This window comes from Gordonia bronchialis DSM 43247 (assembly GCF_000024785.1).
GTDB classification, from domain to species: Bacteria; Actinomycetota; Actinomycetes; order Mycobacteriales; family Mycobacteriaceae; genus Gordonia; species Gordonia bronchialis.
The window spans coordinates 3398448-3412680 of record NC_013441.1 but is presented as its reverse complement, the minus strand read 5'-3'; the positions used below and the strand labels follow the sequence as shown (position 1 = coordinate 3412680).

13 protein-coding genes are annotated in these 14233 nt (G+C 65.5%); 11 read left to right on the top strand and 2 right to left on the bottom strand.

The features are described 5' to 3' along the window. Positions 1-78 precede the first annotated feature (78 nt). The 4 genes from GBRO_RS15825 to GBRO_RS15810 all read left to right on the top strand — a co-directional run bounded on the left by GBRO_RS15825 (position 79) and on the right by GBRO_RS15810 (position 4310). Entirely contained in the window at positions 79-1899 is a 1821-nt protein-coding gene (locus GBRO_RS15825; protein WP_012834904.1) for a circularly permuted type 2 ATP-grasp protein, read from the top strand. Continuing rightward, positions 1896-2873 (top strand): alpha-E domain-containing protein, encoded by a 978-nt coding sequence (locus GBRO_RS15820; protein ID WP_012834903.1) that lies wholly within the window; start codon positions 1896-1898, stop codon positions 2871-2873. The genes GBRO_RS15825 and GBRO_RS15820 overlap by 4 nt, the downstream gene beginning before the upstream one ends. After that, positions 2870-3712 carry a transglutaminase family protein gene (locus GBRO_RS15815; protein ID WP_012834902.1) on the top strand — a complete coding sequence of 281 codons (843 nt, stop codon included), beginning with the start codon at positions 2870-2872 and terminating at the stop codon, positions 3710-3712. The genes GBRO_RS15820 and GBRO_RS15815 overlap by 4 nt, the downstream gene beginning before the upstream one ends. A gap of 73 nt (positions 3713-3785) precedes the next feature. After that, complete coding sequence (locus tag GBRO_RS15810; RefSeq protein ID WP_012834901.1) at positions 3786-4310, top strand: hypothetical protein; 525 nt, start codon at positions 3786-3788, stop codon at positions 4308-4310. Between the two features lie 137 nt (positions 4311-4447). Here the strand turns inward: GBRO_RS15810 and GBRO_RS15805 are convergent, their stop codons facing one another. Together GBRO_RS15805 and GBRO_RS15800 are read right to left on the bottom strand one after the other, a co-directional pair. After that, on the bottom strand, positions 4448-4870 hold the full coding sequence (locus GBRO_RS15805) for a type II toxin-antitoxin system PemK/MazF family toxin (protein WP_012834900.1): 423 nt from the start codon (positions 4868-4870) through the stop codon (positions 4448-4450). After that, complete coding sequence (locus GBRO_RS15800; RefSeq protein ID WP_052298289.1) at positions 4867-5580, bottom strand: alpha/beta fold hydrolase; 714 nt, start codon at positions 5578-5580, stop codon at positions 4867-4869. The genes GBRO_RS15805 and GBRO_RS15800 overlap by 4 nt, the downstream gene beginning before the upstream one ends. A gap of 47 nt (positions 5581-5627) precedes the next feature. Between GBRO_RS15800 and lepA the strand changes: the two genes are divergently transcribed. The 7 genes from lepA to GBRO_RS15765 all read left to right on the top strand — a co-directional run bounded on the left by lepA (position 5628) and on the right by GBRO_RS15765 (position 14127). Then, the gene (gene lepA / locus GBRO_RS15795) at positions 5628-7478 is read left to right on the top strand and encodes a translation elongation factor 4 (protein WP_012834898.1); all 1851 of its coding nucleotides are present in this window, start codon (positions 5628-5630) and stop codon (positions 7476-7478) included. Further along, positions 7478-9550 carry a M3 family metallopeptidase gene (locus GBRO_RS15790; RefSeq protein WP_012834897.1) on the top strand — a complete coding sequence of 691 codons (2073 nt, stop codon included), beginning with the start codon at positions 7478-7480 and terminating at the stop codon, positions 9548-9550. The genes lepA and GBRO_RS15790 overlap by 1 nt, the downstream gene beginning before the upstream one ends. Positions 9551-9768: 218 nt before the next feature. Next, positions 9769-9969, top strand: coding sequence for a hypothetical protein (locus tag GBRO_RS15785; protein WP_041920598.1), 201 nt, complete (start codon positions 9769-9771; stop codon positions 9967-9969). 265 nt (positions 9970-10234) lie between these two features. After that, entirely contained in the window at positions 10235-11320 is a 1086-nt protein-coding gene (locus GBRO_RS15780) for a sulfate ABC transporter substrate-binding protein (RefSeq protein WP_041919930.1), read from the top strand. Beyond that, a complete protein-coding gene (gene cysT / locus GBRO_RS15775) occupies positions 11317-12189 on the top strand; it encodes a sulfate ABC transporter permease subunit CysT (protein WP_012834894.1) in 873 nt (290 codons plus the stop codon). Before GBRO_RS15780 ends, cysT begins: the two co-directional genes overlap by 4 nt. Continuing rightward, the gene (cysW, locus tag GBRO_RS15770) at positions 12186-13124 is read left to right on the top strand and encodes a sulfate ABC transporter permease subunit CysW (RefSeq protein ID WP_012834893.1); all 939 of its coding nucleotides are present in this window, start codon (positions 12186-12188) and stop codon (positions 13122-13124) included. The genes cysT and cysW overlap by 4 nt, the downstream gene beginning before the upstream one ends. Position 13125: 1 nt before the next feature. Beyond that, complete coding sequence (locus GBRO_RS15765; RefSeq protein WP_012834892.1) at positions 13126-14127, top strand: sulfate/molybdate ABC transporter ATP-binding protein; 1002 nt, start codon at positions 13126-13128, stop codon at positions 14125-14127. Positions 14128-14233 lie beyond the last annotated feature (106 nt).

The window sequence follows — 14233 nt, the reverse complement described above, 5'->3', positions numbered from 1 at the left end:
TCCCGCTTGGTGCTGATGTGACGCGCGTGTCGTCGACCGTCATGCCGAATCGACGTTTTTGTAGCACCATGGCAAGTTATGAGTCCCGCTTCGACCAGTGCACCCGCCAAGAAGGCTGCGACGCGTAAGTCCGTGCCCACCAAGTCGACGGCAGCGGGTAAACCCCAGCCGAGTAAGTCTCAGACCAGATCCGGAACGTCCAAATCGGCCACCACCGATCGCCAGTCCCGGTCCAAGGCCGCCTCCGATGGCGAAGTTCCTTCGGCGACAGGTCTTTTCGCGGGATACTCCTCGGGTCCGTATGGGCGGGCATACGACGAGATGTTCGACAGCTCCGGGGACGTGCGCACACCGTACCGTGGTATCCACAAGTCCATGGGACGCCAGGAGCGGGCCGATCTGGAGACCCGGGTGGAGGCACTCGGCAACGCCTACCTCGACCAGGGGGTCACCTTCTCACTCTCCGGCAAGGAGCGTCCTTTCCCGTTGGACGTTGTGCCACGGGTGATTTCGGCTGCCGAATGGAACAAGCTGGAAGCCGGCGTCACCCAGCGGGTACAGGCGCTCGAGCTGTTCCTCGACGACATCTACGGCGAGCAGGAGATCCTGCGCGACGGCGTGCTACCCAAACGGCTCGTGCACTCTTGTGAGCACTTCCACCGCCAGGCCGCAAACATCAAACCGCCCAATGGTGTTCGCATTCACGTCGCCGGTATCGACCTGATCCGCGACGAGAACGGCGACTTCCGGGTCCTCGAGGACAATCTGCGCTCGCCGTCCGGGGTGTCCTACGTGCTGGAGAACCGGCGCGCCATGGCTCGTGTCTTCCCGGATCTCTTCGCCACTCACCGGGTCCGCGCCGTCGCCGATTATCCCAGTCACCTGCTCCGCGCCCTACGCGCCTCAGCGGCGTTCAACGAGGCCGACCCCAATATCGTGGTGCTCACACCGGGCGTCGCGAACTCGGCCTACTTCGAACACTCACTACTGGCGCGGCTCATGGGTGTCGAACTCGTCGAAGGCCGAGATCTCTTCTGCCGCGACAATGTCGTCTACATGCGGACCACCGAGGGTGAGCAACGCGTCGACGTCATCTATCGCCGCATCGACGACGACTTCCTGGATCCGATGCAGTTCCGTCCGGACTCGATGCTCGGCGTCGCGGGGCTGCTCAACGCGGCCCGGGCCGGCAACGTGGTGATCTCCAGTGCGGTCGGTAACGGCGTCGGCGACGACAAACTGATCTACACCTATGTTCCCGAGATCATCGAGTACTACCTCGGCGAGAAACCGAGTCTGCAGAACGTGGACACGCTTCGCTGCTGGCTCGACCACGAGTGCGAGGAGGTCCTCGACCGGATCGACGAACTCGTGGTGAAGCCGGTGGAGGGGTCGGGTGGCTACGGCATCGTATTCGGTCCGGACGCCAGCAAGGCGGAGCTCGACGCCCTGGCGCGCAAGGTCCGCAGCGATCCGCGCGGCTGGATCGCACAGCCGGTGGTGCAGTTGTCGACGGTGCCGACCAAGATTGGCGACGACCTGCGCCCGCGCCACGTGGATCTGCGTCCCTTCGCGGTGAACGATGGTGAGTCGGTGTGGGTTCTGCCGGGCGGACTGACCCGGGTGGCGCTGCCGGAGGGGTCGCTGGTGGTCAACTCCAGCCAGGGCGGTGGTTCCAAGGACACCTGGGTGCTGGCATCGCGTGGCTCCGAAGACGAGCGCGAGATGTCCGGGGCCAAGGTCGTCACCGCGAGTGGTGTCGCCGCCGCCCGGCCGGCGGAGAGCGCTCCGGACCTGGTGCACACCCAGACCCAGCAACAGCAGCAGGGCACGATGAGTCAGACGCAGCGCATGGGCTCGATGACCCAGACCCAGCAGCAGGGGGGTGGTTCCCGATGATGTTGGCGCGCAACGCGGAATCGCTGTACTGGATTGGACGTTACGTCGAGCGGGCCGACGACATGGCGCGCATCCTCGACGTCGCGATCCAACAACTTCTCGAGGACGCGACCGTCGACGTCGACCGGCAGGCCCGGCTCATCGTGCAGGTCCTCGGGCTCACCGCGCCCGACACCGATGAAGAACTCGACGTGTGGTCGCTGACCGAGCGGGTCGCCTACGACAAAGAGGCCGTCGGCTCGATCGTCGACCTGGTGCGATCGGCTCGCGAAAACGCGCGTGGGGCACGAGAAGTCACCTCCAGCGAACTGTGGGAATGTCTCAACACCACCTACAACGGGCTCGACGCGGCCGAACGTCGATCGCGACGTCTGGGGCCGCACGAGTTCCTCGCGTATGTGAAGAATCGCGCGGCGATGTTCGCCGGTCTGGCCGACGCGACACTGAGCCACGACGACGGGTACCGCTACCTGCTCCTGGGCCGCTCGGTGGAACGGGTCGACATGACCATCCGCATGCTGCTCGCGCGGGCCGGGGACCGGTCGAGTTCGCCGGCCTGGGTCAACGTCCTGGTGTCGGCCGGTGCGCACGACACCTATCTGCGGACCTATCGCGGAATCCTCAACGCGGAGAACGTCGTCGAGTTCATGTTGTTGGACCGGTTGTTCCCGCGGTCGATCTTCCACGCGCTCAGCGTCGCCGAGCACAACCTCGCTCTGCTGGAGAAGCGGGCCAGCCGCGTCGGCCTGCAGGCCGAGGCGCAACTGCTGCTCGGCCGGGCGCGTAGCTCACTGGAGTTCATCGAACCCGGCAAACTGCTCGACGATCTGCAGGAACGACTCGTCGACCTGCAGGACACCTGCCGCGCCGTCAACGAGGCGGTCACCAACCAGTACTTCCACGTCTCACCGTATGTGTCGTGGGCCGATGCCCGGGTCAGTGAGGGCCACGTGATCGAGGAGAGTGAGCTGTGAGCTGGCGTCTGCGAGTTGTCCATTCGACGGGCTTCGCCTACAAGAGTCCGGTGACCTCGTCCTACAACGAGGCCCGGCTGACCCCGCGCAGTGACGCCCGACAGAACGTGATCGTCAACCGCGTCGAGACCGTGCCGGCCACCAGGGCCTACCGCTACACCGACTATTGGGGCACCGCCGTCACCGCCTTCGATCTGCATGCGCCGCATGAGGAATTGGAGGTGTCGGGGATGTCGGTGGTGGAGACCGAGGCCGGTCAGCGTCCCGAGCAGCAACGCCCTTGGGACGAGATCCGCAGCGAGTACGTCGAGGACCGTTACGACGAGATGCTGTCCTTCACCGATTATGTGGCCAAGAATCGGGGGATGGCCGCCGCGGCAAAGCGGATCGCCAAGGGGCTCGACCCGGATGAGGCGGTGGAGGCGGTCTGCAAGTACGTCCACACCGAGATGGAGTATGTCCCCGGCACGACGGGCGTGCATACCACGGCGGTCGACGCCTGGACCGAACGTAAAGGCGTCTGCCAGGACTACGCGCACCTCACCCTGTTGATGTTGCGCAGCCTGGGGATTCCGTCGCGCTATGTGTCGGGATATCTCCACCCCAAACCCGATGCCAAGATCGACAAGGCCGTCGAAGGTCAGAGCCACGCCTGGATCGAGGCCTGGACGGGTGGCTGGTGGGGATACGACCCCACCAACGACACCCCCATCACCGAGCAACACGTCTCGGTGGGTGTGGGCCGCGACTATTCGGATGTCTCACCGTTGAAGGGCATCTATACCGGCGGCGGCGCAACGGATCTCGATGTGATCGTGGAGATCACCCGGTTGGCGTGAGGGCGGGCGAGCCGGGACTGCACTTCGATGTGACGGGTACTTCCAGCCCCAAATCGATCTCGGTGCCATCGTCATGAGTAGTCGTCGAGCCTGGTTCGTCGGCGGTGGGGTTGCCGTCGGCCTGATTCTGCTGATCGTCGGTGCGGTGGTGGCGGTTGTTCTCTATTTCGTGATCCCGTCACGGGATCCGCAGGACGCGGCCGAGTTCATCGGGGTGTCGGTTCCGGAGGGCGCGTCGGACGTGCAGGCGTACCTTGAACGGACCAGTTTGCCGGCGCCCGGGCCGAGGACGCGGTGCGCGGATCTGAGTTTTCTGATGCCGACAGCAGGGTGGAAGGCGTATGTGGGGAAGTACTTTCGGCGGGGGACGACTCCGTCGTTCCTCACGTACTCGAGCTGCAACTCCGCATCCTGCCAGTGTCCTGGCAACGATGGGATGGCTCGCCGGGACGGCAGGATCGTCGAAACCGCGGCGATCGCGATCTCGACCGGCGATCCGAACTTCTGGCCGTCGTCGTATGACCGTGCAGTGGTGGTGCTTCCGGACTGTGAACCGGGCCGGACGCTGGTGATGTGGCAGTCTGTCCGGGAGACGTGACCGGTCCCTGTCGTGCGGTCCGCCGGATTCCCGGTGTTCTTCCGCCACCTGTTGGTTCGTCCTCCTGCTGCAAACGGAGGATGAACAGAATGTAGGAGGACGAGTTTTCTTCCTCCGCTTTCGGCTGAGGCGAGACGTCACCGCCAGCCGAATCGGCTGCGCAGTTCCGTTGCGACACTGTCGAATCGTTGACGATCCAGGATCGCTCCCTCGCGTCGGATGCCGTCGGCGTCGACGACGAGGACGCGGTCGAGTCGGACGAAACTTTCTCGGTGCTCGCCGTCCCAGGCGCCGGTGCCGACACTGATCCAGTCGTCGTCACCGCGGTGATAGTCCTTGCTGGACAACATGAGTCCCAGGACGTCATCGCTCGACTCGGCGTGGCTGTCGCGTCCCACGACGAGGACCGGACGGTCCTTGCCCTGCGTCGGGTCGTCCTCGAATTCGACCCGGGTCCAGACGATCTCGCCGGGATCGGCGTCGCCGTCGAGGGCGGGGGTGTAGCTGATCTCGCGCGCGAGATGTGCGGTGGGATGCGGTTGTGGTGTGCGCGGGCTCATCGGGCGATCTCCGTCAGCAGGAACTCCGCGACCGCGTCGGCCGTCAGACCCACGGTGGGGCGACGGTGCGGGTCGAGGTTGTGGCCGGTCTTTTCGATCTCGACGATGCGCGTCGGTGCGTCGATGAGTCCGATTGCGGCGTCCATCTCGTCGGTGGTGCCGAACGGATCGGTGCTGCCGTGCACCACCAGGGTGGGCACCGTGATGGACGGCAGATGCTCGGTACGCAGGCGGTCGGGTTTGCCGGGCGGATGCAGGGGATAGGAGCTGAGCAAGAGGCCATCGGCGAGATCGGCACCGTCCTCGGCGACCGCCATCGATGCCTGTCGACCGCCGTAGGAGTGGCCGCCGACGATCAGCGGGCCGTCGGACTCACCACGGAAGTACGCGCACGCGGCGCGGATGCCGTCGCGGTCTGCGGCCGCGGTCGACGGACTCGGTGGCCCCTTGGGGCGGCGTTGCCGGTAGGGCAGATCGATGCGGGCGACGACGAACCCGCGGGCGCATAGTTCGTCGGCGAACGCACGCAGGATGACGGCGTCGCGGTTGCCGCCGGCACCGTGCGCGAGGACCACGACCGCCCGCGGCGTACCCGTGGGCCGGTGGACGTCGGCGACGACACCATCCTCGTCGACGGTCTGCACTGCGCTGTCGTTCGGCACGATGCCCACGGTAGTCGGGCCACGATGGTGGGTGGTCTCGGTACTCATGAGAAAATGGACCTCAACGCCCGACCCGCGTGTCCTGATCGAGGAGATTGACGATTCCCAGCTTCGCCGACACCACCTTTACCGATCCGTCCCGGATCCGGAACTTCTGCATCATCGCCCACATCGACCACGGCAAATCCACCCTGGCCGACCGGATGTTGCAGCTCACCGGCGTCGTCGAGGAACGGCAGATGCGCGCCCAGTACCTCGACCGGATGGACATCGAACGCGAACGCGGCATCACCATCAAGGCGCAGAACGTGCGGTTGCCCTGGACGGTCGACGGTCAGGAATACGTTTTGCACCTCATCGACACCCCCGGCCACGTCGACTTCACCTACGAGGTCTCCCGCGCGCTCGAGGCCTGCGAGGGCGCGGTGCTGCTGGTCGACGCCGCGCAGGGCATCGAAGCCCAGACGCTGGCCAACCTCTATCTGGCGATGGAGAACGACCTCACCATCATCCCGGTCCTCAACAAGATCGACCTGCCCGCCGCCGATCCGGATCGCTACGCCGCCGAGATCGCGCACATCGTGGGCTGCGACCCCGACGACGTGCTGCGCGTGTCGGGAAAGACCGGCGCGGGTGTCACCGAGTTGCTCGACGAGGTGATCAAGCTGGTCCCGGCGCCGCAGGGCGATCCGGATGCGCCGGCCCGGGCGATGATTTTCGACTCGGTCTATGACACCTACCGCGGCGTCGTCACCTACGTGCGTGTGGTGGACGGCAAGATCGTGCCGCGCGAGAAGATCGCCATGATGTCCACCGGTGCCACGCACGAACTGCTCGAGGTGGGCATCGTCTCGCCCGAACCAAAACCGTCCAAGGGACTCGGCGTCGGCGAGGTGGGATATCTCATCACCGGGGTGAAGGATGTCCGGCAATCCAAGGTCGGTGACACCGTGACCACGGCGCGCGGTGGTGCCACCGAGGCGCTGACCGGCTACCGCGAACCGCGTCCGATGGTCTACTCGGGTCTGTACCCGGTGGACGGTTCGGATTATCCGGTGTTGCGCGAGGCGCTGGACAAGCTGCAGCTCAACGACGCCGCCCTCACCTACGAGCCGGAGACCTCGGTGGCCCTCGGCTTCGGCTTCCGCTGCGGCTTCCTCGGCCTGCTGCACATGGAGATCACCCGCGAGCGCCTCGAACGCGAATTCGGACTCGACCTCATCTCCACCGCTCCCAACGTCGTGTACCGCGTCGTCATGGAGGACGGCAGCGAACACGTGGTCACCAACCCGTCGGACTGGCCCGAGGGCAAGACCCGCCACATCTTCGAGCCGGTCGTCAAGACGACGGTGATCGCGCCCAGCGAGTTCATCGGAGCCATCATGGAGCTCTGTCAGTCGCGACGCGGCGAACTCGGCGGGATGGATTATCTGTCGGAGACCCGCGTCGAGCTGCGCTACACGTTGCCGCTCGCGGAGATCATCTTCGACTTCTTCGACGCCCTGAAATCCCGCACCCGTGGCTACGCCAGCCTCGACTACGAGGAGGCCGGCGAACAGGAGGCCGACCTGGTCAAGGTCGACATCCTGCTGCAGGGTGAGGCGGTCGACGCGTTCAGCGCCATCGTGCACCGGGAGGCCGCGTACGGCTACGGCAACAAGATGGCCACCAAACTCAAAGAACTCATCCCGCGCCAGCAGTTCGAGGTCCCGGTCCAGGCGGCCATCGGCTCGAAGATCATTGCGCGCGAGAACATCCGGGCTATCCGCAAGGACGTCCTGGCCAAGTGCTACGGCGGTGACATCAGCCGTAAGCGCAAGCTGCTCGAGAAGCAGAAAGAGGGCAAGAAGCGGATGAAGACCATCGGCCGGGTCGAGGTGCCACAGGAGGCCTTTGTGGCGGCGCTGTCCACCGACGCGGCCGGCGACAAACCGAAGGGCAAATGATGGCCGACCCGAATCCGGTTCTGGCGCACAGCGATCTGCCGTACGAGCTGCCCGACTTCGCATCGATCGCCGACGACGACTTCCTGCCGGCCTTCACCGACGCGATGGCACGCCATCTCACGGAGGTTGAGGCCATCGCGGCCAACCCGGACGAGCCGACGTTTGCCAACACCATCGAGGCATTGGAGTTCTCCGGGCGGGACCTCGCCCGGGCGGCCGGCATCTTCTTTAATCTCGTCGGACCCGACACCAACCCGAAGCGCAACGAGATCTCGCAGCAACTCTCGGTGCTGCTCACCGATCACGCAAACGCGATCGCGATGAACCCTGTTCTGTTCGAGCGTATCTCGTCACTACATCAGCGGGCAGACGAAGCCGGTCTGGCCGAACCGCAACGCCGACTGCTGGCCAAACGCTACCGAGAAGCCGTGCGCGCCGGAGCTGCGCTCGACACCGAGCAACAGGACGAGATGCGCCGGATCTCCTCGCGTCTGGCCTACCTGACCACCACCTTCTCCCAGCAGATCCTCGACGACACCAACGATTCCGCCGTCTTCGTCGACGACGTCACCCTCCTCGACGGGCTGTCGTCGGGGCAGATCGCGGCCGCACGACGAGCCGCGACCGAGGCCGGGTACGACGGCGGTTACCTGATCACACTGGAACTGCCGACCAGCCAGGGCTCGGTCGCCGCCCTCACCGATCCGGCCACCCGGCAACGCGTGTTCGACGCATCGGTATCCCGGTGCTCTCGCGGAAATGACAATGACACAACCGAACTGGTTGTCGAGATCGTCCGGCTGCGGGCTCGGCGCGCGGCCCTGCTGGGTTACCGCGACCACGCCGAGTACGTGATCGCCGAAGAGACCGCACCCGATCCGGCGGCGGTCGACGACCTGCTCCGTGAACTGAGTGCCTCGGCCATGCGTGCCGGGGACCGTGAACTCGCCCGGTTGACCGAATTCGCCCGGGGACACGACGCTTCGGTGGAAATCGCTGTGGGGGAGATCGGTGCGGCGGACATCACCTACTGGCTGGACCGCGAGAAGAAGTCCCGATCCACGGTGGATCTCGACGACTTCGCCGACTACTGCGAACTCGACACCGTCCTTGAGCGCGGCGTGTTCTATGCGGCGCACGAACTGTACGGTCTACGGTTCACCGAGCGTCCCGACCTGGCCGGTTATCACCCGGATGTGCGCATTTGGGAAGTGTTCGACGACAACGGAACCGGCATCGGACTGTTCCTCGGCGACTACTTCGCGCGGCCGTCCAAACGCGGCGGGGCGTGGATGAACAACGTCATCGATCAATCCGCGGCGCTTCGCACCCGGCCGGTGATCGTGAACGTGCTCAACCTCACCAAACCCGATGCGGGACAACCATGTCTGCTGACAATGGATCAACTCACCACCCTGTTCCACGAGTTCGGTCATGCCCTGCACGGACTGTTGTCGGCGGTGGACTATCCCTCCCAGTCGGGGACGTCGGTGCCGCGCGACTTCGTCGAATTCCCGTCCCAGGTCAACGAGATGTGGGCGCTGCATCCCGACGTGCTGGCCCACTATGCGCGCCACCACAAGACGGGCGATCCCATCCCGGCTGAACTCGCCGCGGCGGCTCGCCGATCTGCGGCGACCGAAAGTGCCCACAGCACAATCGAATACCTTGCGGCGGCCGCACTGGACCTGGCGTGGCACCGACTCACCGAGGACGAGGCGGCCGCCGTCACCGACGTGGAAGTCTTTGAGGCGCAGGCGCTACGGGGCGCCGGCCTGGCGTCCGATCTGATCCCGCCGCGGTACCGCAGCGCGTACTTCAACCACATCTTCGGTGGCGGATACTCGGCCGGCTACTACAGCTACATCTGGTCGGAGGTACTCGACGCCGAGACCGAGCAGTGGTTCCTCGCCGAAGGCGGACTGCAGCGCGCGAACGGACGGCGCTTCGCCGACGCCACACTCTCCCGCGGTGACAGTGTCGATCCGCTGGTGGCGCACGAGAAGCTGATCGGGCGGCGGGCACAGATCGGGCCACTGCTCGAGCGTCGCGGGCTGACCGGCGCGGCCTGAGCGCCCTTCTGGTCGAGCGTTCTCACGCACCGGTTGTCCTGGCACCGGCCGGACGGGTGGGGTCGGTCTCGGTACGGGGGAATCGCCGACACCGGCGATGGCGATACGATGGCGTGTGGTTCCGTCGCCGCCACTCGAGGTGGGGTGGACGGTTCCGGGATTTGAAATCAGGCTGAACAAAAGTCGCGGGTAGCGCGATGACGGATGAGGTGGATCGGGTGACAGGCTTCTTTGCCTGGTGGGACAGCGTCGAGGAATGGCTCACCGGACTGTCCTTCGTACCGCAGCTGCTGGTGACCCTCGCGGTCGTCGTACCGGTGGCGATCATCACCGCCTTCGCGCTGAATCTGCTGGTCGACGGCGTCCTGGGGCTGCTCGACCGCCGGCGCTTCGTCGACGACGACGGTACGGGCCTGTAGAGACATGATCCGTTCCCGCGTCACCCTCGCCCTGTTGGCCCTGGTCATCCTGCTCGTCGTCGCATGGTTCTTGACCCGCTGAGCAGCGGATAACACAGCCGAAGCGCCTTTCAAATCGCGACAAATCCAAGCTCCCTCGCACGCTCGGCCGTTGTTAGCGTTATCCGGTCAAAGCAAGCGTGAACCCGGCCCCGGCCGGGTGGCGGAGGAGGGGTCGATGACCGGTCAGAGGCGGCACCACGCGCGCCGGCGATGGCGTTCGGCGATGTTCGGGATCGTGGCGCTGGCCACCACCGTCAGCATGGTCACCGCATGTGGTGGGGGTTCCACCGACGAGCCCGGTGGAATCGACATCTCCAGCGGCTCCCGGCATCTCAACCTGGTTGCCTATGCGGTGCCCAAGGTGGGGTTCGACGCGATCATCCCCGCCTTCCGCGAGACGCCTGAGGGCTCCGGCATCGGCTTCTCGGCGTCGTACGGCGCATCCGGGGACCAGTCCCGCAAGGTGGCCCGTCGTGTACCGGCCGACATCGTGAATTTCTCCGTGGAGCCCGACGTCACCCGGCTGGTCAAGGCCGGACTGGTGGACGAGGACTGGAAAGAGCAGGCACCCAACAACAGCACCCCGTTCGGGTCCGTCGTGGCGCTCGTGGTGCGCAAGGGCAACCCGAAGAACATCCGGGATTGGGATGACCTGCTCAAGCCGGGTATCGAGGTCGTCACCCCCAATCCGGGAAGCTCCGGATCGGCCAAGTGGAATCTGTTGGCACCCTTCGCCGCGAAGAGCAACGGCGGGCAGGACCTCGACGCCGGACTCGACTACATCTCGGCGCTGGTCCGAGACCACATCAAGGTGCAGCCCAAATCCGGACGTGAGGCGACGACGGCCTTCGAGCAGGGGCAGGGCGACGTCCTGATCAGCTACGAGAACGAGGCCATCATGCTCGATCGGGCCAATGCGACGGCAGCGCCCGATGCGCAGGTCGACTATGTGATCCCGCCGCAGACCTTCAAGATCGAGAACCCGGTGGCGATCGTCAACACCACCAAGGACAAGGCCGGCGCCCAGGCGTTCCTGAACTACCTCTTCACCGATCAGGCGCAACGGATCTGGGCCCAGCAGGGTTTCCGGCCCGTGGTGCCCGCCGTCATCGCCGCGACCGAGGGGCTGTTCCGCGGACACTTCGACAAGGCGTGGACGATCAAGGAGCTGGGCAAGGTTCTCGGTCAGGGCACGGCGGCGAGCAACGACGGCAAGGATCTCACCGGCTGGAAGGCCGTGGACAAGGTCTTGTTCGACCCGAAGTCCGGTGCGATCACCAAGATCTACAAGTCGGGAGGTCGGTCATGAGTGCACCGGTGGTCAAGCCGGCCGCATCGTCGGCGGAATCCGCTGCGCCGGGCGGATTCCTGGGCAGGTCCAAGACCTTCAGCGGAGTGTCCCCGCTGGGCATCGGGGTGGCCTGGCTGTGGCTGACGGTCATCGTGTTGCTGCCACTGGCTGCCATCACGGTCCAGTCCTTCGGCGACGGTTGGAGCGGCTTCTGGGATGCCGTCACCGACCCGGCGGCCCTGGATTCGCTGCGGATCACCGTGCTGGTGTCGCTGCTGGTCGCGGTGATCAACGTGCTGTTCGGCACCCTCATCGCGTGGGTGCTGGTCCGCGACGAGTTCCCGGGTAAGGGATTCGTCAACGCGATCATCGATCTGCCGTTCGCCCTGCCCACCATCGTCGCCAGCCTGGTGCTGTTGTCGCTGTACGGACCGAACAGCCCGATCGACATCCGGCTCAACGCGACCCAGCCCGCGCTGGTCATCGCGCTGACCTTCGTCACATTGCCGTTCGTGGTGCGTCAGGTCCAGCCGGTCCTGCTCGAACTGGACCGTGACGTGGAGGAGGCGGCCGCGGTCCTCGGTGCCAGCAACTGGGTGACGTTCACCAAGATCGTGTTGCCCGCCCTGCTTCCCGCCATCCTGACCGGTGCCGGACTGGCGTTCACCCGAGCGATCGGCGAATTCGGCTCGGTGGTCCTCATCGGCGGCAACATCCCCGGCGAGACCCAGGTGGCCTCCCAGTACATCCAGCAGCAGATCGAGGTCGATCAACCGGTGAACGCCGCCGCGGTGTCGGTCGCGTTGCTGTTCATCGCGTTCGTCGCGCTGCTTATCCTGCGCGTCGTGAGCCGCCGGCAGTCCGTGCGAGAGGAGAACGACCAGTGAGGATCTCACCGTTCACGCGGTACACGCTGCGGACCATCGCACTGATCTACCTGTTCGTGTTGTTGATCGTGCCGGTCGGCCTGATCTTCTGGCGTTCGTTCGAGCACGGATTCGGTCAGTTCTGGGAGTGGATCACCACCCCCGCGGCGATCGCCGCGCTGCAGCTGAGTCTGCTCATCGTGGTCATCGTCGTACCGCTCAACGTCATCTTCGGCGTCGCGACGGCGCTGGCGCTGGTCCGGGGCAAGTTCCCGGGCAAGAGTTTCCTGCAGTCGGTCGTCGACCTGCCGTTCGCGGTCTCACCGGTGGTCGCCGGTGTCGCGCTGATCCTGTTGTGGGGCTATGGCGGCTGGTTCGGCGGTATCGAGAGCACCGGTTTCCGGATCATCTTCGGCTTCCCGGGCCTGGTGCTCGCGACCCTGTTCGTCACGCTGCCGTTCGTGGTCCGCGAGGTGGAGCCCGTCCTGCACGAGATCGGCACCGAACAGGAAGAGGCGGCGGTCACCCTGGGCGCCAACGGGTGGCAGACCTTCAGCCGGATCACGTTGCCCGCCATCCGCTGGGGCCTGACCTACGGCATCGTGCTGACCATCGCGCGAGCCCTCGGTGAGTACGGGGCGGTGACGATGGTGTCGTCGAACTTCCCCGGCATCTCGCAGACGCTGACCCTGCTGGTCCACTCGCGATACACCGACGACTACAACGAATTCGGTGCCTACGCGGCAGCGACCCTGCTGATGCTGGTCGCGATCCTCGTGCTGGTCGCGATGACCCTCATCGAACGCCGGGCCAAGGGCAAGTACGCATCGGCCAGCCAGAGTTACACCGGCACATCAGCCGACGCCGCGGAATCGGAGGAGTTGGAGCTGTCCGTGCCACACGGGCCGCAATCCCTCGACGCGCGGCAGATCATCGAACAGAAGGAAGGCGTGTGACATGTCGATCTCGGTAATCGGCGCCAACAAGCGCTACGGCGACTTCGCCGCACTCGACGACGTTTCCATCGAGATCCCCGACGGATCGCTGACATCGCTTCTCGGACCGTCGGGTTCGGGTAAGTCGACGCTGCTGCGTGCGATCGCCGGTCTCGACAGCCTGGACTCGGGCACGGTGGTCATCAGCGGCAGCGACGTCTCGGGCCTCGCGCCGCAGAAGCGCGACATCGGATTCGTCTTCCAGCACTACGCTGCGTTCAAACACCTGACGGTGCGCGACAATGTGGCCTTCGGGCTCAAGATCCGCAAAAAGCCCAAGACGGAGATCGACCGCAAGGTCGACGAGCTGCTCGACATCGTCGGACTTACCGGATTCCAGAAGCGTTATCCGGCACAGCTTTCCGGTGGGCAGCGGCAGCGCATGGCGCTGGCGCGGGCGCTGGCGGTGGACCCACAGGTGCTGCTGCTCGACGAGCCCTTCGGTGCGCTGGATGCCAAGGTTCGCGAGGATCTGCGCAAGTGGTTGCGCCGGCTGCACGACGAGGTCCACGTGACCACCGTCCTGGTGACCCACGATCAGCAGGAGGCGCTCGACGTCAGCGACCGCATCGCCGTGCTCAACAAGGGGCGCATCGAACAGGTCGGCACGCCCGACGATCTCTACGATCGCCCGGTGAATCCCTTCGTCGCGTCCTTCCTCGGTTCCACGGTGCGTCTCAACGGGGAACTGGTTCGGCCACACGATATCCGGATCGGCCGTAATCCCGAACTGGCGTTGCCGGCCGCGGAGGCCGATCTCGACACCGGCGTCATCAAGGCCAAGGTGGTCCGCGTCGTGCACCTCGGCTTCGAGACACGCGTCGAACTTCTCGCCGCCACCACCGGCGACGAATTCGCCGCGCAGATCACTCGCGGCGATGCCAACGCACTGAATCTGCAGCCAGGTGAGGACATCTACGCCCGTGCGACCAAGGTGCCGAACCTGGCGTCACCGGCCGTGTAACCCGTTGACCGTGCGCCGATTTGCATTGACCGTGCGCCGATTTCGGTGACCGGGCGTCCACGTGTCATCTGCGGTGCACACCGAACGCGTCCGGCAGCACGGTCAA

Coding starts and splice junctions, on each gene's coding strand:
- GBRO_RS15790 (WP_012834897.1), top strand. CDS start 7,478: ATGGCCGACCCGAATCCGGTTCTGGCGCACAGCGATCTGCCGTACGAG.
- GBRO_RS15800 (WP_052298289.1), bottom strand. CDS start 5,580: ATGAGTACCGAGACCACCCACCATCGTGGCCCGACTACCGTGGGCATC.
- cysT (WP_012834894.1), top strand. CDS start 11,317: ATGAGTGCACCGGTGGTCAAGCCGGCCGCATCGTCGGCGGAATCCGCT.
- GBRO_RS15820 (WP_012834903.1), top strand. CDS start 1,896: ATGATGTTGGCGCGCAACGCGGAATCGCTGTACTGGATTGGACGTTAC.
- GBRO_RS15765 (WP_012834892.1), top strand. CDS start 13,126: ATGTCGATCTCGGTAATCGGCGCCAACAAGCGCTACGGCGACTTCGCC.
- GBRO_RS15810 (WP_012834901.1), top strand. CDS start 3,786: ATGAGTAGTCGTCGAGCCTGGTTCGTCGGCGGTGGGGTTGCCGTCGGC.
- GBRO_RS15805 (WP_012834900.1), bottom strand. CDS start 4,870: ATGAGCCCGCGCACACCACAACCGCATCCCACCGCACATCTCGCGCGC.
- GBRO_RS15825 (WP_012834904.1), top strand. CDS start 79: ATGAGTCCCGCTTCGACCAGTGCACCCGCCAAGAAGGCTGCGACGCGT.
- GBRO_RS15780 (WP_041919930.1), top strand. CDS start 10,235: ATGTTCGGGATCGTGGCGCTGGCCACCACCGTCAGCATGGTCACCGCA.